20 protein-coding genes are annotated in these 19,984 nt (G+C 57.5%); 17 read left to right on the forward strand and 3 right to left on the reverse strand.

Going from position 1 to position 19,984, the window contains the following annotated elements:
- Positions 1–46 precede the first annotated feature (46 nt).
- Both ACR0M9_RS08200 and rsmI read right to left on the reverse strand, forming a co-directional pair.
- The gene (locus ACR0M9_RS08200; RefSeq protein WP_480538967.1) at positions 47–418 is read right to left on the reverse strand and encodes a YraN family protein; all 372 of its coding nucleotides are present in this window, start codon (positions 416–418) and stop codon (positions 47–49) included.
- A 1-nt stretch (position 419) separates the two neighbouring features.
- Positions 420–1,277, reverse strand: a complete 858-nt coding sequence (rsmI, locus tag ACR0M9_RS08205; RefSeq protein ID WP_480773310.1) for a 16S rRNA (cytidine(1402)-2'-O)-methyltransferase — start codon at positions 1,275–1,277, stop codon at positions 420–422.
- Positions 1,278–1,365: 88 nt separating this feature from the next.
- On the opposite strand from rsmI, the gene ACR0M9_RS08210 reads away from it, so the two are divergent.
- The 3 genes from ACR0M9_RS08210 to murJ are packed head-to-tail and all read left to right on the forward strand — an operon-like array spanning position 1,366 to position 6,855.
- Positions 1,366–2,538, forward strand: a complete 1,173-nt coding sequence (locus ACR0M9_RS08210; RefSeq protein WP_480483206.1) for a penicillin-binding protein activator — start codon at positions 1,366–1,368, stop codon at positions 2,536–2,538.
- Positions 2,498–5,317 carry a [protein-PII] uridylyltransferase gene (locus ACR0M9_RS08215; RefSeq protein WP_480773311.1) on the forward strand — a complete coding sequence of 940 codons (2,820 nt, stop codon included), beginning with the start codon at positions 2,498–2,500 and terminating at the stop codon, positions 5,315–5,317. Before ACR0M9_RS08210 ends, ACR0M9_RS08215 begins: the two co-directional genes overlap by 41 nt.
- Entirely contained in the window at positions 5,314–6,855 is a 1,542-nt protein-coding gene (gene murJ, locus ACR0M9_RS08220) for a murein biosynthesis integral membrane protein MurJ (RefSeq protein ID WP_480773312.1), read from the forward strand. The genes ACR0M9_RS08215 and murJ overlap by 4 nt, the downstream gene beginning before the upstream one ends.
- Here murJ and ACR0M9_RS08225 read toward each other — a convergent pair whose 3' ends face one another.
- The gene (locus ACR0M9_RS08225) at positions 6,856–7,542 is read right to left on the reverse strand and encodes a rhomboid family intramembrane serine protease (protein WP_480773313.1); all 687 of its coding nucleotides are present in this window, start codon (positions 7,540–7,542) and stop codon (positions 6,856–6,858) included.
- An 86-nt stretch (positions 7,543–7,628) separates the two neighbouring features.
- On the opposite strand from ACR0M9_RS08225, the gene trpS reads away from it, so the two are divergent.
- From trpS to ACR0M9_RS08295, 14 genes are all read left to right on the forward strand, one after another.
- Positions 7,629–8,657: a tryptophan--tRNA ligase gene (trpS, locus tag ACR0M9_RS08230; protein WP_480773314.1), complete on the forward strand. Its 1,029-nt coding sequence runs from the start codon at positions 7,629–7,631 to the stop codon at positions 8,655–8,657.
- Between the two features lie 59 nt (positions 8,658–8,716).
- Positions 8,717–9,580: a branched-chain amino acid aminotransferase gene (locus tag ACR0M9_RS08235; RefSeq protein ID WP_480486675.1), complete on the forward strand. Its 864-nt coding sequence runs from the start codon at positions 8,717–8,719 to the stop codon at positions 9,578–9,580.
- 77 nt (positions 9,581–9,657) lie between these two features.
- Positions 9,658–10,113: a universal stress protein gene (locus ACR0M9_RS08240; RefSeq protein WP_267366250.1), complete on the forward strand. Its 456-nt coding sequence runs from the start codon at positions 9,658–9,660 to the stop codon at positions 10,111–10,113.
- A gap of 9 nt (positions 10,114–10,122) precedes the next feature.
- The gene (locus tag ACR0M9_RS08245; RefSeq protein WP_480486674.1) at positions 10,123–10,716 is read left to right on the forward strand and encodes a DsbA family protein; all 594 of its coding nucleotides are present in this window, start codon (positions 10,123–10,125) and stop codon (positions 10,714–10,716) included.
- 69 nt (positions 10,717–10,785) lie between these two features.
- The gene (locus ACR0M9_RS08250) at positions 10,786–11,349 is read left to right on the forward strand and encodes a NifU family protein (RefSeq protein WP_267366253.1); all 564 of its coding nucleotides are present in this window, start codon (positions 10,786–10,788) and stop codon (positions 11,347–11,349) included.
- On the forward strand, positions 11,339–11,929 hold the full coding sequence (gene tsaB, locus ACR0M9_RS08255) for a tRNA (adenosine(37)-N6)-threonylcarbamoyltransferase complex dimerization subunit type 1 TsaB (protein ID WP_480773315.1): 591 nt from the start codon (positions 11,339–11,341) through the stop codon (positions 11,927–11,929). The genes ACR0M9_RS08250 and tsaB overlap by 11 nt, the downstream gene beginning before the upstream one ends.
- Positions 11,926–12,339: a GNAT family N-acetyltransferase gene (locus tag ACR0M9_RS08260; protein ID WP_480773316.1), complete on the forward strand. Its 414-nt coding sequence runs from the start codon at positions 11,926–11,928 to the stop codon at positions 12,337–12,339. Before tsaB ends, ACR0M9_RS08260 begins: the two co-directional genes overlap by 4 nt.
- A 159-nt stretch (positions 12,340–12,498) precedes the next feature.
- Positions 12,499–13,497, forward strand: coding sequence for a BMP family lipoprotein (locus ACR0M9_RS08265; RefSeq protein WP_480483186.1), 999 nt, complete (start codon positions 12,499–12,501; stop codon positions 13,495–13,497).
- A 95-nt stretch (positions 13,498–13,592) separates the two neighbouring features.
- On the forward strand, positions 13,593–15,122 hold the full coding sequence (locus tag ACR0M9_RS08270) for an ABC transporter ATP-binding protein (protein WP_480475136.1): 1,530 nt from the start codon (positions 13,593–13,595) through the stop codon (positions 15,120–15,122).
- Position 15,123: 1 nt separating this feature from the next.
- Positions 15,124–16,218 carry an ABC transporter permease gene (locus ACR0M9_RS08275; protein ID WP_480773317.1) on the forward strand — a complete coding sequence of 365 codons (1,095 nt, stop codon included), beginning with the start codon at positions 15,124–15,126 and terminating at the stop codon, positions 16,216–16,218.
- Positions 16,218–17,186, forward strand: a complete 969-nt coding sequence (locus ACR0M9_RS08280) for an ABC transporter permease (protein ID WP_480773318.1) — start codon at positions 16,218–16,220, stop codon at positions 17,184–17,186. Before ACR0M9_RS08275 ends, ACR0M9_RS08280 begins: the two co-directional genes overlap by 1 nt.
- A 90-nt stretch (positions 17,187–17,276) precedes the next feature.
- Positions 17,277–18,200, forward strand: coding sequence for a sulfite exporter TauE/SafE family protein (locus ACR0M9_RS08285; protein WP_480506749.1), 924 nt, complete (start codon positions 17,277–17,279; stop codon positions 18,198–18,200).
- A gap of 91 nt (positions 18,201–18,291) precedes the next feature.
- Positions 18,292–19,212: a sulfite exporter TauE/SafE family protein gene (locus ACR0M9_RS08290; RefSeq protein WP_480475128.1), complete on the forward strand. Its 921-nt coding sequence runs from the start codon at positions 18,292–18,294 to the stop codon at positions 19,210–19,212.
- Positions 19,213–19,214: 2 nt separating this feature from the next.
- Positions 19,215–19,982 (forward strand): TIGR02186 family protein, encoded by a 768-nt coding sequence (locus ACR0M9_RS08295; protein WP_480483180.1) that lies wholly within the window; start codon positions 19,215–19,217, stop codon positions 19,980–19,982.
- Positions 19,983–19,984 lie beyond the last annotated feature (2 nt).

Here is a 19,984-nt window from a genome sequence, read left to right on the forward strand (position 1 = left end):
TTCCCGCCAGATACATGGACCAGCACGCCTGTGGGTTCAATGGGGCTTAACCAAAACCAAAGGCGTTTTCGATGATTTGAACCGCGCCAGAACCATCCACAAGCGCCGCGTCAAAGCGCACGTTTGTCAGCTGCCCGTCCGGCTCGTTTTCCAAGAACTGCGCGGCAGAGGCGTAAATCCGTTCGATCTGCTTGCGGCTGATCCGGGCAGCGGCCTTTTCAAAGCTGGTGCTTTTTTTAACTTCGATGAACACAAGCCCGTCGCCGTCGCGTGCAATCAGGTCGATCTCTCCGCCAGCGCCCCGCCAGCGACGATGCGCTATGGCAAAGCCCCGACGCTCGTAATCTGCGGCGACCTGTGACTCTGCGGCCTTTCCGGCGTGGTAAGAGATCGAACCCTGTCGTTCACGCCGCCCCATGTCATCCCTTGCCCAATTTCAATGCTTTCTGATAAATCGGTCGGCGCGGCAGGTCGTACATTTCCGATACAAGATCCGCTGCATCCCGAACTGAGTGATTTTCCAAAGCTCGTTTCAAAGCTTCTTCTAGATCGGATTCGTTAACACTTTGCGAATGACCGCGGTCCACCAGCAGGACGATCTCACCCTTGACGGTCTTGTCCCGATACTCCTCTGCCAGTTCGGACAGGCTGCCGCGGCGGACCTCCTCAAACTTTTTCGTCAGCTCTCGACAAAGCGCGGCCTGCCGTTCAGGCCCCAGGCATTCAGCCAAGTCTGACAGACAGGCGGCAACGCGTTTCGGAGATTCGTAGAATACCAATGTGCCGGGGATGTCCTTCAACGCCTCGATACGGGTGCGGCGTGCTTTGGATGCGTTGGGAAGGAAGCCTGCAAAAAAGAAGGCGTCCGTGGGAAGCCCCGCCAACGTCAGGGCCGTTACAACGGCAGACGCGCCCGGGGCGCAGGTCACGGTATACCCGGCTTCGGCGGCCTGCTTGCCCAAATCATAGCCCGGATCGGCAATTAGCGGCATTCCTGCTTCGGACGCGTAGGCCACCGATTGCCCTTGCGCCAGCGCCTCCATGATCTTGCCGCGTGCGCCTGCGCCGCTGTGGTCGTGATAGGCTTGGATTCGCCGGCCTTCCAGCGGGATGCCATGTATTTCCATCAAGCGACGTAAACTGCGGGTGTCTTCTGCCGCAATCACATCGGCTGAGGCCAAAACATCCAAGGCCCTGAGCGTAATGTCGCGTGCTGTTCCAATCGGAGTGGCAACAAAATACAGGCCCGCAGCCAACTTGATCTTTTGGAAATTCAAAGCTGGACCCTCACAGCGTGACGTTTATTATCGCGGCTCAACAGAACAGAAGCATTCGCAGCCGCCGGATCAGGGAGTTTTCATTTAGATGTTTACCGTTTGCAAGCCCGTAAGCAAGCTGGCGAAAGTCGCCGCTGCCCTGACGACCGCAGCGTTTCTTGCTGCCTGTGAACCAGGTGGTCTTGGCGGAGGTCCCTCGATCAATACCGCGAAGCCGGTTCCTGTCGCCTTGCTGGTTCCCAGAGGATCTGCGCAATCTGGTGATGCAGCGCTGGCGCAAAGCCTTGAGAATGCTGCGCGGCTTGCGATGTCGGATTTGCCAAATGTCCAGATCGACTTACGCGTTTATGACACGGCCGGAAACCCGAACACGGCGACAGCCGTTGCACAGCAGGCTGTTGCGGACGGGGCAAAAATCATCATTGGTCCGGTATATGCCCAGGCAGCGAATGCTGCCGGATTGGCGGTGCTGAGCAAGAACGTCAACGTTCTTTCGTTTTCAAACAACGCCAGCATTGCAGGCGGCAACGTCTTTGTATTGGGCCCGACCTTTGACAACACGGCCAACCGGCTGGTGAATTATGCGGGCAGTCAAGGCAAGGTCAACACGGTGGTCGTGCACAGCAACGACGCCGCAGGACAACTGGGCCGGTCCGCAATCGCCAATGCCATAGCGAACAGCCGGGTCAACAATGCAGGGACCGTCGCATACGACCGGTCGCAACAGGGCGTCATCAATGCGGTTCCCACGATCAAGGCCACTGTCGATTCGACGGGCGCGGATTCGATCTTCCTGACGGCGACCACGGCGGGGGCATTGCCGCTGTTCTCGCAATTGCTGCCAGAGGCCGGTGTTTCTCCGGCAACCACGCAATTCATTGGCCTGACACGTTGGGATATCCCTCCGCAAACTCTGGAGCTTCCGGGGGTTCAGGGGGGGTGGTTTGCGCTGCCTGACCCGTCCAAGGCACAAGCCTACCGTCAGCGTTACAACGCAACCTACGGCGAAGCACCGCACCCGATCAGCGGCTTGGCCTATGACGGCATCGCCGCAATTGGTGCCTTGGTCAGCCAGGGCAAATCAGACGCCCTGACCGCTTCGGCCCTGACGCAGAACGCCGGTTTCCAGGGTGTTGGCGGCATCTTCCGCCTACGCCCGGACGGCACCAACGAACGCGGTCTGGCCGTTGCCACGATCCAGAACAAACAGGTGGTTGTGATTGACCCTGCCCCACAAAGCTTCTCTGGTGCCGGTTTCTGATCTGACGGGCGCGATCAACGTGCCCGAAAGCGCGTTGATCTGCCCCGCCGGAGACATCTTCGACAGCACTGCCGTCAATGATGCACTGGCTCAGGCCTTTGAGGTCTGCCCGGACAACACCAAAATGCGGTCCGAGACGGTGCGCATTCTGCGCGAGGCTCAAAAGTCTGGCCGCGCGGCCATTGCAGAGGCATTTGGCGAACGTCCTTTCGACGCGCGCGCACTCACGCGCTCATATACGTACCTGACGGATCAACTGGTTGGGACGGCGATGCTGGTCTCAAGCACACGCCTGCATCCGCTTGCAACACCCACCCAAGGTGAAAAGATCGCCGTTCTGGCTGTTGGCGGTTACGGGCGTGGGGAAATGGCGCCGTTTTCAGATGTCGACCTGCTGTTCCTCACCCCCTACAAGATCACCGCATGGGCCGAGAGCGTCATCGAGTCGATGCTTTATATCCTGTGGGATTTGCGGCTTAAGGTCGGGCATTCGTCACGCACGATCAAAGATTGTCTGCGGTTGGGTGCCGAGGATTTCACGATCCGCACAGCGATGTTGGAGCAACGCTATCTGGCCGGTGACAAGGCACTGGCGGACGGGTTGGACCGAAGGCTGAAAGACGAACTGTTCAAGGGAACCGAACGCGAGTTCATCGAAGCCAAGTTGCACGAACGTGACGAACGCCACCACAAACAAGGCGAGCGTTACATGGTCGAACCCAACGTGAAGGAAGGCAAAGGCGGCCTGCGTGACCTGCAATCCCTCTACTGGATCGCGAAATATATCTATGGCGTTCAGGACGTGGCCGAACTGGTGCCTTTAGGCTTGTTCACCCCCGAAGAGTTCAAGACCTTCGTTCAGGCCGAAGAGTTCCTTTGGGCTGTACGCTCGCACCTGCATCTAGTCACCGGTCGCGCGACCGAGCAGCTTACCTTTGACATGCAGGTCGAGGTCGCCGCACGCATGGGGTACGAGGACCGCGCCGGGCGTCGCGCGGTCGAAGTGTTCATGCAGCGGTATTTCCGCGAAGCCACCCGCGTGGGTGAGTTGACGCGCATCTTCCTGACCAAACTCGAATCGCTGCATATGAAAGGTGCGCCGTTGCTGGAGCGCATTTTTCGCAGACGTCGACGGGTCAAGGCAGGTTACAAGGTGGTTCACGGCCGTCTGGATCTGGTGGAACCTGAAAAATTTCTATCCGACAAAGTGAACCTGCTGCGCCTGTTCGAAGAAGGTTTGCGGACAGGTATGCTGATCCATCCCGATGCTATGCGGCTGGTCAGCGCGAACCTACATCTGATCGATGACGAGATGCGCGGCGACAAGGAAGCCCAGCGCATTTTCCTGGATCTGATGTTGAAACACGGCAACCCAGAACGCGCATTGCGAAGGATGAACGAGCTGGGCGTACTGTCCGCTTTCCTGCCCGAGTTCGAGCATATCGTGGCGATGATGCAGTTCAATATGTATCACAGCTATACGGTGGACGAGCATACGATCCAATGCATCGTCAATCTTGCCCAGATCGAACGCGGAGAGCTGGTCGAATCCCTGCCTCTGGCGTCATCGATTCTGAAAGGCGGGGTGAACCGAAAGGTGCTGTATGTCGCGCTTCTTCTTCATGACATTGCGAAAGGTCGCCCCGAAGATCACTCGATTCTGGGGGCGCAGATCGCGCGCAAGGTGGCGCCTCGGCTCGGCCTGAACAAATCGGACTCCGAAACCGTCGAATGGCTGGTGCGCTATCACTTGCTAATGTCCGATATGGCCCAAAAACGCGATATCTCCGACCCTCGGACAGTGCGCGATTTTGCCAAGGCCGTTCAGACAACCAAACGGCTGGATCTGCTGACGGTTCTGACGGTTTGCGACATTCGCGGCGTTGGCCCGACCACCTGGAACAACTGGAAGGCCACTCTGCTGCGCGCCCTGCATGCTGAAACAAAGCGTGCACTGGAAACCGGTATGGAAGATCTGAACCGGGCAAATCGGGGGGCCGAGGCCAAAACAGCGCTGCGCCGCGCTTTGGACAACTGGTCCAAGGCTGACCTCAAGGTCGAGACCGGGCGCCACTACGCCCCGTATTGGCAGGGCCTGAATCTTGCGACGCATATCGAGTTTGCCGAGATGCTGCACGCGCTGGAACAAAGCGGCGACCCCGGCGCGATGGAAATTCGCCTGCAACCTGATGAAGACCGTGATGCGACGCGGGCCTGTTTCGCTATGGGCGATCACCCCGGTATTTTTGCCCGCATCGCCGGGGCACTGGCCTTGGTCGGCGCGAATGTCGTCGATGCCCGCAGCTACACCACCAAAGACGGCTACGTAACGGACGCGTTCTGGATACAGGACGCCGAGGGGCACCCGTTCGAGGCATCGCGCCTTCCACGCCTGACGCAGATGATTCACAAGACCCTGCGCGGTGAAGTCGTCGCCAAGGAAGCACTGAAGTCACGTGACAAGATCAAGAAACGCGAACGCGCTTTCAACGTGCCAACACATATCACGTTCGACAATGAGGGCTCTGAAATCTACACGATCATCGAAGTAGACACACGCGACCGCCCCGGCCTGCTGTTTGACCTGACCCGGACCCTGGCCGCGGCGAACGTGTATATCGCCAATGCCGTGATTGCGACCTATGGCGAGCAGGTGGTCGATACGTTCTACGTCAAGGACATGTTCGGCTTGAAGTATTACTCGGAAAGCAAGCAGCGCGGACTTGAGGCGAAGCTGCGCACGGCAATCACCGAAGGCGCCGAGCGTGCGGCCTCATGAAGCAAATACGCTTGTTCTCGGGCTTGTTCACGGTCGGCTTCTGGACGCTCGCCAGCCGAATTCTGGGGTTTCTGCGGGAAATACTGCTGACGGCCTATATCGGACCGGGCCCAGTGATGGATGCCTTTGTTGCTGCCTTTCGCCTGCCCAACATGTTCCGCCGCTTTTTCGCCGAGGGGGCATTTAACGCGGCCTTTGTGCCGATGTTTACCAAACGACTGGAAGCAGACGAAAACCCTCAGGGTTTTGCGCAGGACGCATTCAATCTTCTGGCCGTGGCTGTTCTTGCGCTGGTCGGGCTGGCCATGGTTTTCATGCCCGGTCTGGTGTGGCTGACCGCCGAAGGGTTTTACGGCGATGAACGGTTCGATCTGGCGGTGGACTATGGATATGTTGTGTTTCCATACATCCTGTTCATGTCTCTGGCTGCCTTGTTTTCAGGCGTTCTGAATGCAACCGGGCGGTTCGCGGCGGCGGCAGCCGCACCTGTTCTGCTGAACATCTTCGCTTGCACCGCCCTGATTGCCGGTGCCATGTCCGGCGGCGAGGTGATCCGGTGGTTGATCCCTGTCATTCCAGTGGCCGGTGTCGCGCAGCTGGCGCTGGTCTGGATCGCAACCGAACGCGCCGACATCCGCATCCGCCCCAGCATGCCGCGCCTGACGCCTGAAATGCGACGGATGGTACGTATCGCGGTCCCGGCCGCGCTGGCGATGGGGGTCACACAGGTTAATCTCGTTGTCGGGCAATTGGTTGCATCGAAAACCGAAAATGCCGTCAGCTGGCTTTTTGCCGCAGACAGGCTCTACCAGTTGCCTTTGGGTGTTGTAGGCATTGCTGTCGGCATAGTCTTGTTGCCGGACCTGTCCCGCCGTTTGCGTGCGGAGGACAAAGAGGGCGCACGCAATGCCTTTTCCCGGGCCGGTGAGTTCACACTGCTGCTGACGCTGCCTTCGACTGTGGCCTTCGTGGTTATGCCAACCCCCCTCGTATCGGTGCTGTTCGAACGTGGTCAGTTCGGCCCCGAGGATACGGCCGCCACGGCCCTTGCGGTTGCCATCTACGGGGTCGGGCTTCCGGCCTTCATGTTGCAAAAATTGCTGCAACCGCTGTTCTTTGCGCGCGAGGATACACGTTCCCCGTTTCACTACGCGGTTGTTGCGATGATCGTGAACGCAGCTCTGGCGTTTGGTCTGTTTCCACTGGTGGGCTGGATCGCGCCAGCAATTGCCGCATCGACTGCGGGGTGGGCGATGGTGGTGCTACTGGCTTTCGGCGCACGACGTATGGGTGAAGAGGCGCGCTTTGATGTCCGGTTCAAAAAGCGCGCAGGCCGGATTGTCGCCGCTTCGCTTGGGATGGGCGCGATCTTATACGCAGCGCTCTACCTGTTCGGGTGGGCATTGGATGTTCCCGGCTGGCGCTATCTGGCACTGCTGGTCCTGATCATGGTCGCTGCCGTCTCATATTTCCTTTTGGGCCATATCTTCGGCGCTTTCAAACTGTCGGAGTTCAAACACGCCCTGCGCCGGTCCTGATCAATCCCGGCGAATGCGTCCTACGATCCGGGACCAAGCGCCCGGTGCAACAAGAAAAGACAAGCCAAAACCGGTGGCAAACCCACCCAGATCAGCAACCCATTCCCAGTTGCCACCAAAGATCAGGCCGAAAAGAAATTGTATGCCCATAAGGACGGCAATCAATTGAAATGCCCGTGCTTGGTTTGCACCTACAAGTGACAGTTTGCGCCACAACAACCACGTAAATGCGCCGATCAGACCGTACACAGGCGGGAACCCTCCGATCAGCGGATAGCGCGGGTCCAGTAACACGGCGTAGGCCAATGCGCCGCCAATGCCCGACACGACAAAAATCAGCAGCATTGGGAAACCGCCGAACACTTCGCCAACCATTTTGCCCATCGCCAGCACGAAAACACAGACGAAAATCGCCTGGGTGAAATTGGCGGATACAAAGGGGTAGGTCACGAAGCGGATGACATGTTCGAATGGCCAGCGCCCGTTCAGAACCATCCAGTCGAAAATATCCGCCGAGAACGCGTAATGCTGGATCGCATCCAGCCGCCAGCCCACCGCTGTTGGCCCTCCGACCAGCCCGCGTGATCCCAGCGTGAAGGCAATTTCTATCCCGATGATGAACAGAACCAACGCCACCACAGCAGGTGGCAGAGGGTTCACAGGCGGTGTGTAATGCTCACTGCTCATTGGGCTGGCCTTTCGCGGCTGTTGACGTCCCTTTGCCTCATGGGTAAGCGACGGGGGCTGATTTTTCCAGACAGGAGTTCCCTTTGATGACTGAGTCCCAATTCACGCCACGCGTGTTTTCCGGTGCGCAGCCTTCGGGCAATTTGCATCTCGGCAACTATCTCGGGGCGCTTCGGAACTGGGTGAGAATGCAGAGCGAGGAATTTGAGACTATCTATTGCATGGTCGATCTGCACGCGATCACCGTCTGGCAAGACCCAACCGAGTTGCAGCATGCAACGCGGGAGCTTTGTGCCGGTTACATCGCTTCCGGTCTAAACCCGGAAAAATCAATCTTGTTCAACCAAAGTCAGGTGCCGGAACACGCGCAACTGGCCTGGATATTCAACTGTGTCGCGCGCATGGGTTGGATGCAGCGCATGACCCAGTGGAAGGACAAGGCGGGCAAAAACCAGCAGAACGCTTCGCTTGGCCTGTTTGCCTACCCTGCTCTGATGGCAGCCGATATTCTGATCTATCACGCAACCCATGTGCCAGTTGGAGAAGACCAGAAACAGCATCTGGAGTTGACCCGCGACATCGCCATAAAATTCAACAACGATTTTGGCGTCGATTTCTTTCCCATCACCGAGCCGGTGATCGAAGGGTCAGCCACAAGGGTCATGAGCTTGCGGGATGGGTCCAAGAAGATGTCAAAGTCCGACCCCTCGGACATGAGCCGGATCAACCTGACCGATGATGCCGATGCGATCGCCAAGAAAATCCGCAAGGCCAAGACCGACCCTGACGCTTTGCCGTCGGATGTCGAAGGTCTGGAGGGCCGCCCGGAAGCGCGCAATCTGGTCAATATTTACGCAGCACTCAGCGACCAGAGCATCGACCAGGTTCTGGCCGAAATTGGGGGCAAGCAGTTCGGTGATTTCAAACCGATGTTGGCTGATCTGGCAGTCGCCAAGCTGGCCCCAATCTCGACTGAGATGTCGCGTCTTATGGGGGAACAGGCCGAGATTGACCGGATTCTGGCTCACGGAGCCGAGCGCGCGCGTCAGATCGCCGCTCCGATCCTGCAAAAGACCTATGAAATCGTCGGTATGGTCGGATCAGCATCACGCTGAATGCACTGGACCTTCGCCTGACGCCCTCCTAGGGTCTGCCTGAACCACAGGAGGGCGTCATGGCAACCGGCAAAAACATCCGGACCTATTTCCAAGGCCAATGGCATGACGGGGATACTCCCATCATGCGCGCAGCGGATCACGGGTCGTGGCTAGGGTCTTCGGTCTTTGACGGCGCCCGTTATTTCGACGGGTTGGCCCCTGATCTGCACGCGCATTGCGCCCGGGTGAACCGGTCCGCCGAAGCCCTGATGCTGACACCGACCATGACAACCGAGCAGATGGTCGAATTGGTACATGAAGGGTTGCAAGCCTACAGCCCTGACACGGCTGTCTATATCCGCCCGATGTATTGGGGCATTGACGGCGATAGCACGGCAATCGTTCCGCAGGAAAACAGCACAGGGTTTGCCATCTGTCTGGAAGAAATCCCAATGGCACCAGAAACGGCTTCGGCCACGCTGTCGACCACGCGATTCCGTCGCCCGGTACTGGAATCGGCTGTGGTCAATGCCAAGGCCGGGTGCCTTTACCCCAACAATGCGCGCATGTTGCAAGAGGCACGCTCCAAAGGATTCTCGAACGCTCTGGTCGCTGACGCGATGGGCAATGTGGCCGAAACGGCAACGGCCAACATCTTCATGGTCAAGGATGGCGAGGTCTTTACCCCGATCCCCAACGGCACATTTTTGGCAGGGATCACGCGGGCGCGACATATCAAGAATCTGCGCGAGGATGGTGTTACAGTTCATGAAACGGTCTTGGGTTTCGAGGATTTTCACCAGGCGGATGAGGTTTTCATGTCCGGCAATATGAGCAAGATCACATCGGTAACTGCGCTGGAAGACACACAGTTTCAGGTTGGTCCCATTGCCCGCCGTGCCCGCACACTTTACTGGGACTGGGCTGCAAGCGAACGCTAGTACATCGACATGAACGTGTCCGAGTTGCCAGCACGCAAACGCTCGGGCATGATCCCTTAAAATTGAAGAGGACACCCATGCGTAAGTTCTTAGTTGTTCTGGATGACAGCCGTGAATGCCTGAACGCAATGCGGTTCGCCGCGATGCGTGCCGCGCATACAGGTGGCGGAGTGACGATCTTGTCGGTTATTCCGCCGGACGAGTTCAATCACTGGATCGGTGTTGCCGAAACCATGCGCGAAGAAGCCCGGGAACGTATCCATGCCCATTTCGAAGTCTTCGCCAAATGGATGCGCGACAAACAGAACGTAGAACCTGAACTGGCCATTCGCGAAGGTGATCCGGTGCCGCAGATCATCGAACACGTTCAGTCTGACCCTGAGATCGGCGTTCTTGTTCTTGGGGCGGGGACTGACAAGAAAGGCCCCGGTCCGCTGGTAACCCAGCTCACAAAAAACTCTGGCAGCCTACCGATCCCGATCACGATTGTTCCAGGTGACCTGAGCAAGGAAAAGTTGGAAGAAATCACCTGAGGATCGAACATGGCGAAGACGTTGCAGTTCTGGTTCGACTTCGCCTCGACCTATTCCTATCTCAGCGCGATGCGGATCGAACAGGCTGCGCAGGACAAAGGCGTCCCGGTCGACTGGCAGCCTTTTCTGTTGGGTCCGATTTTCGCGGATCAGGGATGGCGCACGTCACCGTTCAACCTGTATCCGGCCAAAGGGCGCTATATGTGGCGCGACATGGAACGTCTTTGCGGCGCACGAGGGCTGCCGTTGGTTCGGCCTGACCCGTTCCCGCAAAACTCCCTCACCGCAGCGCGCCTGGCTCTGGCCCTTGCGCATCGCGAAGAACGGGCTTCCTTCGCAAAGGCTGTCTTCAGCGCTGAATTCGGGGGCGGGAGGGACATCTCTGACGAAGACGTGCTTGAGGATTGCCTGAAGATGGCGGGTCTGCCTGCGGCAGTGATAAATCGCGCAAAAGATCCGAGCATCAAGGCTGCGCTGTTCGAGCAATCCGCGCGCGCAAAAGCACTTGACCTGTTCGGCGCACCGACTTTCGTGGCAGGAACAGAGCTGTTTTGGGGGGATGACCGGCTGGATGACGCGATTCGTTACGCGGTCACAATTTAGAATCGTTCCAAATATTGACTTCTCCGACCCCTGAGCGCATATCAGAAACACCTCAGACGGAGCTGCCTCATGTTCATCCAGACCGAATCCACCCCAAACCCGGCCACGTTGAAATTTCTGCCCGGCCAAACGGTTCTTGAGGCTGGAACCGCGGATTTCCCGACAGCCGAGGCTGGTGACAAGTCCCCATTGGCCAAACGAATCTTTGCCGTAAACGGCGTGACCGGTGTGTTCTTTGGAAACGACTTTGTCACGGTGACCAAATCCGACGATGTTCAATGGGATCACATCAAACCTGCAATTCTTGGCGCAGTGATGGAGCATTATCAATCCGGCCAGCCCGTCATGGGTGCCGACGCGGCAGCGGCCTCGGGTCATGCCGAACATACCGGAGAAGATGCAGAAATCGTCAACCAGATCAAAGACCTGCTGGACAGCCGCGTGCGCCCGGCCGTGGCACAGGATGGTGGCGACATCACCTTTCATGGTTTTGATCGCGGCATCGTCTACCTGCACATGCAAGGTGCCTGCGCGGGGTGCCCGTCATCAACCCTGACACTGAAGATGGGTATCGAAAACCTGCTGCGCCATTACATCCCCGAAGTGACTGAGGTTCGCCCAGTTGCCGTCTGACCCGACGATCCTGGCATTTGATACATCGGCCGCGCATTGCGCGGCCGCTTTGTTGCGTGGCGGTGTGATCGCAGTATCCCGTGTCGAAGGCATGTCGCGGGGTCAAGCCGAACGATTGATGCCCTTGCTGCAAGAAGTGCTGACCGAGGCCGGTTGCGTATGGGCCGATCTGGACGCTATCGGTGTTGGGATTGGGCCCGGCAATTTCACGGGTATACGCATCTCGGTCTCTGCCGCCCGGGGCCTTGCCTTGGGCCTTGGCGTCCCGGCGGTGGGCGTTTCTGGATTCGATGCTCTGATTGAACTGGCAGAAGAGGGACAGCTACCAGCCATCCCTGCGCCGCGCGAACAGGTGTATGTACAACTTCCCGGAACCGGCCCTTGCCTTTTGCCCAGGGACGAGGCCGAACAGCATGGGCCTTTTTATGTCTGCTCCGATCCCGCATTGCAGGTACAAGCCGTTGCCAGACATGCCGCAAGACGATGGCGCAAGGTCAGTGCACCTCCGGCCCCGCTATATGTCAGACCTGCGGACGCAGCCCCGTCCCGAGATGTGCCGCCTGTGTTACTGGACCAATGACGCCTTACGAGATGGCAGCGACACATGCAGCGGCATTCACCCAGTCACGCCCCTGGACTGCCGATGAATTCGCCAGCCTTTTGGAGAACCGGTTCACTGACTGCGTTGGGGATGCCCGTTGCTTTGCCCTGTTTCAGGTGATCGCGGGTGAGGCAGAGTTGCTGACGATTGCGACTCACCCCGCGTTTCAAAGACAAGGTCTCGGGTTTCAGACCATGCGCAACTGGCACGACCGGGCAGTCACTTTGCAGGCAAACCGCGCTTTTCTGGACGTGGCTGCCGACAATGTTGCAGCAATCGCGCTGTATGGGCAATGCGGGTATCGCCAGTGCGGTCGGCGCAAGGGGTATTATTCCAGAAAAACAGGCCCAAATATCGATGCTCTTGTGATGGAACGCCCACTGCCCTAACGGCAACCAAAGATTTTTTAGACCATTTGGTCAGAAATCAATTGACCATGACGGTTGCAAACGTCCTTAATTCCCGCCATCACAACACTTATGCTCGCTAAAAGTGGGTAAACGGGGCTAATCTGACTTCGTGCCAACAAAAAAAAATGGGAGACTTAAATGACCCTGATGAAATCCTTGATGGGTGCTGCCGCTGCTGTCGCTCTGACCGCAGGTGCAGCTTTCGCTGAACCGGCGCTGATCTTTGACCTGGGCGGCAAGTTCGACAAATCTTTCAACGAAGCCGCATATAATGGCGCGCAGCGTTGGGCCGATGAGACCGGCGGCGAATACCGCGAGATCGAGATCCAGTCGGAAGCACAGCGCGAACAGGCTCTGCGCCGTTTCGCAGAATCAGGTGCCAACCCGATCATCACCATGGGCTTTGGTATGGCTGATCCATTGTCGGCCGTTGCAGGTGACTATCCTGAAACCAAATTCGTGGCCGTCGACGTGAACTGGCTGGACATCCCCAACATCCGCCAGATCGGCTTTGCCGAGCATGAAGGATCGTACCTGGTTGGCATGATGGCAGCGATGGCATCGAAATCGGGCACCGTTGGCTTCATCGGCGGTATGGACATTCCGCTGATCCGCCACTTTGGCTGCGGATACGCACAAGGCGCCAAAGCCGTGAACCCGGACATCAATGTTGTCGCCAACATGACCGGCACTACCCCTGCGGCGTGGAACGATCCTGTAAAAGGTTCGGAACTTACAAAAGCACAGATCAGCCAGGGTGCTGACGTGATCTATGCCGCGGCTGGTGGTACAGGTGTAGGCGTTCTGCAAACGGCAGCTGACGAAGGCATCCTGTCGATCGGCGTGGACAGCAACCAGAACCACCTGCATCCGGGCAAGGTCCTGACGTCGATGCTGAAGCGTGTGGACGTCGCGGTGTATGACGCGATGAAAGCAGGTGACGCCGTAGAAACCGGCGTGTTCACAATGGGTCTGGCCGAGGAAGGTGTTGGCGTCGCCATGGACGATAACAACAAAGAACTTGTTTCGGCCCAAATGAACGATGCGGTGGAAGAAGCCCGCAAAGCCATCATCAACGGCGATATCACCGTTGTCAGCTATTACGAGAACGACAGCTGCCCCGCACTGCAGTTCTGATACCGCGCGGGGCGGAAGGAACCCTTCCGCCCTGCCATCCACTCTGCCATCCGTGCCACCTGCCGGATGGGCTTTTCGGCAGTTGAGGGTAAGACATGACCGTCCCCGCCATTGAGCTCAAAGGGATTTCCAAATCCTTTGGGCCGGTTCAGGCCAACAAAGACATCTCAATCAGCGTCGCCCCCGGTACGATCCATGGGATCATCGGTGAAAACGGTGCGGGAAAATCCACGCTGATGAGCATCCTCTACGGCTTTTACAAAGCCGACAAAGGTGAAATTTGGATCAACGGAACAAAGACCGAAATCCCTGACAGCCAGGCGGCTATCGCCTCGGGCATCGGGATGGTGTTTCAGCACTTCAAGCTGGTGGAGAATTTCACTGTTCTGGAAAACATCGTTCTGGGTGCCGAAGATGGCGGCCTTCTGGCTCCGTCTCTGGCCAAGGCCCGCAAAGAACTGAAAGAACTGGAAGAAGAATACGAACTGTTCGTTGACCCCGACAAACGCATTGATGAGATCGGTGTGGGGATGCAGCAGCGTGTCGAAATTTTGAAGGCATTGTATCGCAAGGCCGAGATTCTGATTCTGGATGAACCGACTGGCGTTCTGACCCCGGCAGAGGCTGACCAGCTGTTCCGTATCCTGGATCGTCTGCGAGCCGAAGGGAAAACGATCATCGTGATCACCCACAAGCTGCGCGAAATCATGGAAAACACCGATACCGTTTCGGTCATGCGCCGTGGGCAGATGACGGCTACGGTGAAAACTTCAGACACCAGCCCTGAAGAACTGGCCGAACTGATGGTAGGCCGTAAGGTTTTGCTGCAAGTCGACAAGGTGCCTGCGACGCCGGGCAAACCCATCCTTGAGATCGAAAAGCTGAGCGTTTTTGATTCCGCTGGTGTTGAACGGGTTAAAGGTATCGACCTGACCGTTCGTGCCGGTGAGATCGTTGGCATTGCCGGTGTGGCGGGCAATGGACAGTCGGAGTTGCTAGAGGTTCTGGGCGGGATGCGTCCGGGACAAGGCTCGATCAAGCTGAATGGCGAACCGCTGGCACTAAGCGGTGCCGGATCAGACGGTCAGGCGCGTCGTGCACAGCGCATCGCGCATGTGCCCGAAGACCGTCAGCGCGAAGGCCTGATTATGGATTTCCACGCGTGGGAGAACGTGGCCTTTGGCTATCACCGGGACCCCGCTTATCAGCGTGGCCTGTTCATGGACAATTCCGCGCTGCGCGCTGATACCGAAGCCAAGATCGAGAAATTCGATGTTCGGCCACCGGATCCTTGGCTTGCCGCCAAGAGCTTTTCGGGCGGGAACCAGCAGAAAATCGTCGTTGCCCGCGAAATCGAGCGAAACCCTGACCTGCTGCTGGTCGGCCAGCCGACACGTGGCGTTGATATTGGTGCGATCGAGTTCATTCACAAGCAGATCGTTGCCCTGCGCGACCAAGGCAAGGCGATCCTGCTGGTTTCGGTTGAGTTGGAAGAGATCTTCTCGCTGTCCGACCGGATCGCAGTGATGTTCGACGGGCATATCATGGGCGAACGCCTGCCCAGCGAAACAGATGAAAAAGAACTTGGCCTGCTGATGGCCGGTGTTGCAGGAGAGGCCGCGTAGGATGGAAAAAATGCCTAAATGGGCCGATGTCGTTCTGATCCCGCTGATCAGTCTGTTGCTGGCCGCTTTCCTGTCTGCGCTAGTCATCCTCGCCATCGGAGAAAACCCCGTCGAAGCTGTTAAGCTGATGGTTACAGGCGCGTTGGGGTCAACCTATGGCTGGGGCTATACGCTCTATTACGCGACAAACTTCATGTTTACCGGCCTTGCGGTCGCCGTCGCATTCCACGCCCGCTTGTTCAACATTGGTGGCGAAGGTCAGGCGATGTTGGGCGGTCTTGGGGTGGCCATGGTTTGCCTGTACGTCGACTGGCCGCATTGGAGCATTGCATTGCTTGCGGCCTGCGCGGCATCAATGCTGTTCGGTGCGTTTTGGGCCGCTATCCCAGCCTACCTTCAGGCCAAGCGCGGCAGCCATATCGTGATTACCACGATCATGTTCAATTTCATTGCCGCTGCCTTTCTGAACTACATGCTGGTCAATGTCATGCGCCCGCAAGGGTCGCAGGACCCGGCAACCGCACGGTTCCCCGAATCCGTCCATCTGCCAACTTTCCAGTCAATGTTCTCGACCGCAGAAAACGTGGTGTTCCGGGGGGCTCCGGTAAACATTACGTTCTTCATCGCTTTGCTGGCCTGTGTCGTCGTCTGGGCGCTGATCTGGCGGACCCGGCTGGGCTATGAAATCCGTGCTTACGGCCACTCAGAAACCGGCGCGGTCTATGCCGGCATCTCGCCGGTTCGCATTACCATTGTTGCGATGCTGATCTCGGGTGCGCTGGCAGGTCTGATGGCCATCAACAACGTCATGGGCGAGGCGGAGCGCCTTGTCCTGAACTCGACCGAGGGTGCTGGGTTCATCGGGATTGCAGTGGCCCTTATGGGGCGATCACATCCTTTCGGCGTATTGCTGGCCGCGCTTTTGTTCGGGTTCCTGTATCAGGGCGGGGCCGAGCTGGCACTGTGGGCATCGATCCCCCGCGAACTGATCGTGGTCATTCAGGCGCTGGTGATCCTGTTCACTGGGGCACTGGACAACATGGTACGGATGCCGCTTGAGAAACTGTTCCTTGGTATGCGGAAGAGGGCAGAGTAATGGACTTCTTTGTAACCCTCATCCAGGTTCTGGATTCGACCATCCGCCTTTCCACGCCGCTTTTGCTGGCCTGTTTGGCCGGTCTGTATTCGGAACGGGCTGGCATTTTCGACATCGGGCTGGAAGGTAAGATGCTGGTAGCCGCGTTCTTTTCTGCGGCTGTCGCGGCGGTTACAGGGTCAGTCTGGCTGGGCCTGCTGGCTGGTATCGGATCGTCACTGGTGCTGTCAGGACTGCACGGGTTGGCATCGATAACCTTCCGGGGCAACCAGCTGATCTCGGGTGTCGCCATCAACTTTCTTGCCTCGGGCCTGACGGTGCTTGTCGCCCAAAGCTGGTTCCAGCAGGGCGGTCGCACGCCCTCGCTCTTTGGTGGCGGCCGGTTCGAGCCTATCAATTTTCCATTTTCCGACGCGCTCGGAGGGGTTCCGATTGTCGGCCCGATCTATTCCGAACTGCTCTCAGGCCATTCCATCCTTGTCTATGTCGCATTCCTGATGGTCCCAGCGACATGGTGGGTGCTCTTCCGCACACGGTTCGGCCTGCGCCTGCGAGCTGTGGGTGAAAACCCGGCAGCGGTCGACACAGCAGGCGTGTCCGTGGTTGGCCTGCGCTTCGCAGCCGTCGCGATCTGTGGTGTACTTTGTGGTATTGCAGGTGCTTACCTGGCAACGGCTTTGCAGGCTGGGTTCGTCAAGGAAATGACCGCTGGTCGCGGCTTTATTGCACTGGCTGCCCTGATCTTTGCCAAATGGCGCCCGTGGCACGCCATGTGGGCCTGTTTGCTGTTTGGCCTGCTTCAGGCCGTAGCACTTCGGTTCCAGAACATCGATTTTGGCGGCATAGTGATTCCGGTCCAGGTGATGGATGCCCTGCCCTATATTCTGACAGTCGTTATTCTGGCCGGGTTTGTTGGCAAGGCCGTACCACCGCGTGCAGGCGGAGAGCCCTACATCAAGGAGCGCTAATAAGGCCAGTTCCGAAATGAGTTTCGGTCCTGTTCGCTGCAAGGCGGCATGCAGAGTTGATTTTGCATGCCGCAACCGTTCTAAGAGGGTATGCACGTATACCTTCCCATAGCCGAAGTTTCTGTCAGCCCATTCCTGCTGTTGGGGATCGGTGGGGTCGTCGGTGTTTTATCTGGCATGTTCGGGGTCGGCGGAGGATTTTTGATCACTCCGCTGCTGTTTTTTATCGGCATTCCCCCGGCGGTTGCCGTGGCCACATCGGCCAATCAGGTTGTCGCCTCTTCTATTTCGGGATTGCTGGCGCATCTCAGGCGCAAGACCGTGGACCTAAAAATGGGAAGCGTTCTGCTGACCGGAGGGTTGTTTGGCGCGGCCCTGGGTATGGTGGTTTTCAATTTTCTCAAGCATCTCGGACAGGTCGATCTGGCTGTACAGATTTGCTATGTCGTGTTTCTGGGGGCCATCGGAACCCTGATGTTCATTGAAAGCCTTGCCGCCATCCGAAAAGCCAGAAAGTCCGGGAATCAACCTGCCCCCAAGCGACGCCAGCGCACATGGGTTCACGCACTGCCCTTCAAGATGCGGTTTCGGGCATCAAGCCTGTACATCTCGGTCATACCACCTGCACTGGTCGGGTTTGGTGTTGGCATCCTGTCGGCGATCATGGGTGTCGGCGGCGGGTTCATCATGGTACCCGCGATGATCTATGTTCTTGGCATTCCGACAAAAGTGGTTATCGGGACATCCCTGTTCCAGATCATTTTCGTCGCCGGTTTCACAACCATGATACATGCGTCGACAAATTTCAGCGTCGACATAGTGCTTGCCCTGTTCTTGTTGCTTGGCGGCGTTCTGGGCGCGCAATTGGGGACGCAGATCGGTGCACGTCTGAAAGCCGAACAGCTGCGCATTTTGTTGGCGTTGCTGGTCATAGGCGTTGCCGGAAAGATCGGATTTGACCTTCTATTGCCGCCGTTGGAGATCTTTTCTCTGGCAGAGCCTGGAGGGGTATGATGTTGTTTTCCCCGTACCACGCGACAATAACCGCTCTTGAATTCGAGTTTGATAGAAGGCAAGCCAAGACCCAGCGCAAAGTGACGGTATCATGCATATTTACCTGCCCATAGCCGAAGTCTCGGTAAATGCATTTCTACTCCTTGGTCTGGGTGGAATGGTTGGAATTCTGTCGGGGATGTTCGGGGTCGGCGGCGGGTTTCTCATGACGCCGCTGCTGTTTTTCATTGGCATACCACCGGCTGTTGCGGTTGCGACAGAGGCCAATCAGATTGTTGCATCGTCCTTTTCCGGGGTGCTGGCCCATTTTCGACGAAAGACCGTTGACCTCAAGATGGGTACGGTTTTGTTGACAGGCGGTCTAGTCGGGGCTGCATTGGGCGTTGTTGTCTTTAACTATCTAAAAAGCCTGGGCCAGGTCGACCTTCTGGTAACCCTTTGTTACGTGGTCTTCCTTGGTATCATTGGCAGCCTGATGTTCATCGAAAGCCTGAGGGCGCTGCGCAAAGCCAAGAAAGGCGGGGCAGCTCCAGCCAAGCGCCGCCAACGTGGCTGGGTTCATTCGATGCCCTTCAAGATGCGCTTTCGCACATCAGGTCTTTATATCTCGGTCATTCCACCGGTTGTAGTTGGTCTAAGCGTCGGGGTCTTGTCCGCGATTATGGGGGTCGGTGGCGGCTTCATCATGGTCCCGGCGATGATTTACCTGCTGGGAATGCCCACGAAAGTCGTTGTCGGCACATCGTTGTTTCAGATCATCTTCGTAACCGCATTTACCACGATGCTGCACGCGACCACCAACTATACAGTGGACATTGTCCTGGCGGTTTTGCTGCTGGTCGGGGGCGTCATTGGCGCCCAGATCGGAACCGTAATCGGTTCGCGCATGCCGGCAGAACAACTACGCGTTCTGTTGGCGGCGCTGGTTCTGGTCGTCTGCGGCAAGCTGGCCCTTGATTTGCTTCTTGAACCATCCGAGCTTTATTCGCTTGGCAACAGCGGGGGGCATTAAGAATGCTGCGCTATGTCTTTGCCGCTTTGTGCCTGTTCTGCCTGCCCGCCGCAGCCGATGAAGAGCAGGTCGTCCTGGGCCTCAGCCAGGATCGTGTTGCGATCACTGCCGACTTTGACGGGTCTGAGATCCTCATTTTCGGGGCCATCAAACGGGAATCACCCATTCCGCCAGGCCCACCAGTCGCGGTTATTGTAGCGGTTGCAGGCCCGTCCGAGCCCGTAACGGTTCGCCGCAAAGAGCGAAAGCTTGGGATTTGGGTAAACACCGATAGCGTTCTGGTCGACCTGGCACCAAGTTTCTACGCAGTTGCCACCAGCGAACCGTTGGATCAAATTCTGACCGATACCGAAGACCTGCGTCACCGCATTTCGATCGAACGCGCGATCCGGTCGGTCGGAGCGGCGATGCACATCCGTGGTGCTCAGGATTTTGCAGATGCCGTGATCCGTATCCGTGAATCTGAACAGCTGTATTCCATCCGCGAGAACACTGTGGCCGTGGACGAACAAACCTTGTTCCGGACGTCAATTGACATGCCTGCGGACCTGACCGAAGGGGATTACTCAGCTCGGATCTTCCTGACCCGCGGAGGAGAGGTTGTATCGCAATACGAAACCAAAATCGATGTCCGCAAAGTCGGGTTGGAGCGGTTTCTGTACAATATGTCCCGTCAGCAACCCGTTTGGTACGGGCTGATGTCATTGGTTATCGCAATTGCCGCGGGTTGGGGCGCGTCGACAGCGTTCCGACTGTTGCGGGAAAACTGACA

Source organism: Ruegeria sp. CH2 (genome assembly GCF_056537065.1).

Excerpts from the sequence above, each read along its gene's own strand:
- ACR0M9_RS08200 (WP_480538967.1), bottom strand. The coding sequence starts at position 418 with ATGGGGCGGCGTGAACGACAGGGTTCGATCTCTTACCACGCCGGAAAG.
- ACR0M9_RS08210 (WP_480483206.1), top strand. The coding sequence starts at position 1,366 with ATGTTTACCGTTTGCAAGCCCGTAAGCAAGCTGGCGAAAGTCGCCGCT.
- murJ (WP_480773312.1), top strand. The coding sequence starts at position 5,314 with ATGAAGCAAATACGCTTGTTCTCGGGCTTGTTCACGGTCGGCTTCTGG.
- ACR0M9_RS08225 (WP_480773313.1), bottom strand. The coding sequence starts at position 7,542 with ATGAGCAGTGAGCATTACACACCGCCTGTGAACCCTCTGCCACCTGCT.
- trpS (WP_480773314.1), top strand. The coding sequence starts at position 7,629 with ATGACTGAGTCCCAATTCACGCCACGCGTGTTTTCCGGTGCGCAGCCT.
- ACR0M9_RS08235 (WP_480486675.1), top strand. The coding sequence starts at position 8,717 with ATGGCAACCGGCAAAAACATCCGGACCTATTTCCAAGGCCAATGGCAT.
- ACR0M9_RS08240 (WP_267366250.1), top strand. The coding sequence starts at position 9,658 with ATGCGTAAGTTCTTAGTTGTTCTGGATGACAGCCGTGAATGCCTGAAC.
- ACR0M9_RS08245 (WP_480486674.1), top strand. The coding sequence starts at position 10,123 with ATGGCGAAGACGTTGCAGTTCTGGTTCGACTTCGCCTCGACCTATTCC.
- ACR0M9_RS08250 (WP_267366253.1), top strand. The coding sequence starts at position 10,786 with ATGTTCATCCAGACCGAATCCACCCCAAACCCGGCCACGTTGAAATTT.
- ACR0M9_RS08260 (WP_480773316.1), top strand. The coding sequence starts at position 11,926 with ATGACGCCTTACGAGATGGCAGCGACACATGCAGCGGCATTCACCCAG.
- ACR0M9_RS08265 (WP_480483186.1), top strand. The coding sequence starts at position 12,499 with ATGACCCTGATGAAATCCTTGATGGGTGCTGCCGCTGCTGTCGCTCTG.
- ACR0M9_RS08270 (WP_480475136.1), top strand. The coding sequence starts at position 13,593 with ATGACCGTCCCCGCCATTGAGCTCAAAGGGATTTCCAAATCCTTTGGG.
- ACR0M9_RS08275 (WP_480773317.1), top strand. The coding sequence starts at position 15,124 with ATGGAAAAAATGCCTAAATGGGCCGATGTCGTTCTGATCCCGCTGATC.
- ACR0M9_RS08280 (WP_480773318.1), top strand. The coding sequence starts at position 16,218 with ATGGACTTCTTTGTAACCCTCATCCAGGTTCTGGATTCGACCATCCGC.
- ACR0M9_RS08285 (WP_480506749.1), top strand. The coding sequence starts at position 17,277 with ATGCACGTATACCTTCCCATAGCCGAAGTTTCTGTCAGCCCATTCCTG.
- ACR0M9_RS08290 (WP_480475128.1), top strand. The coding sequence starts at position 18,292 with ATGCATATTTACCTGCCCATAGCCGAAGTCTCGGTAAATGCATTTCTA.
- ACR0M9_RS08295 (WP_480483180.1), top strand. The coding sequence starts at position 19,215 with ATGCTGCGCTATGTCTTTGCCGCTTTGTGCCTGTTCTGCCTGCCCGCC.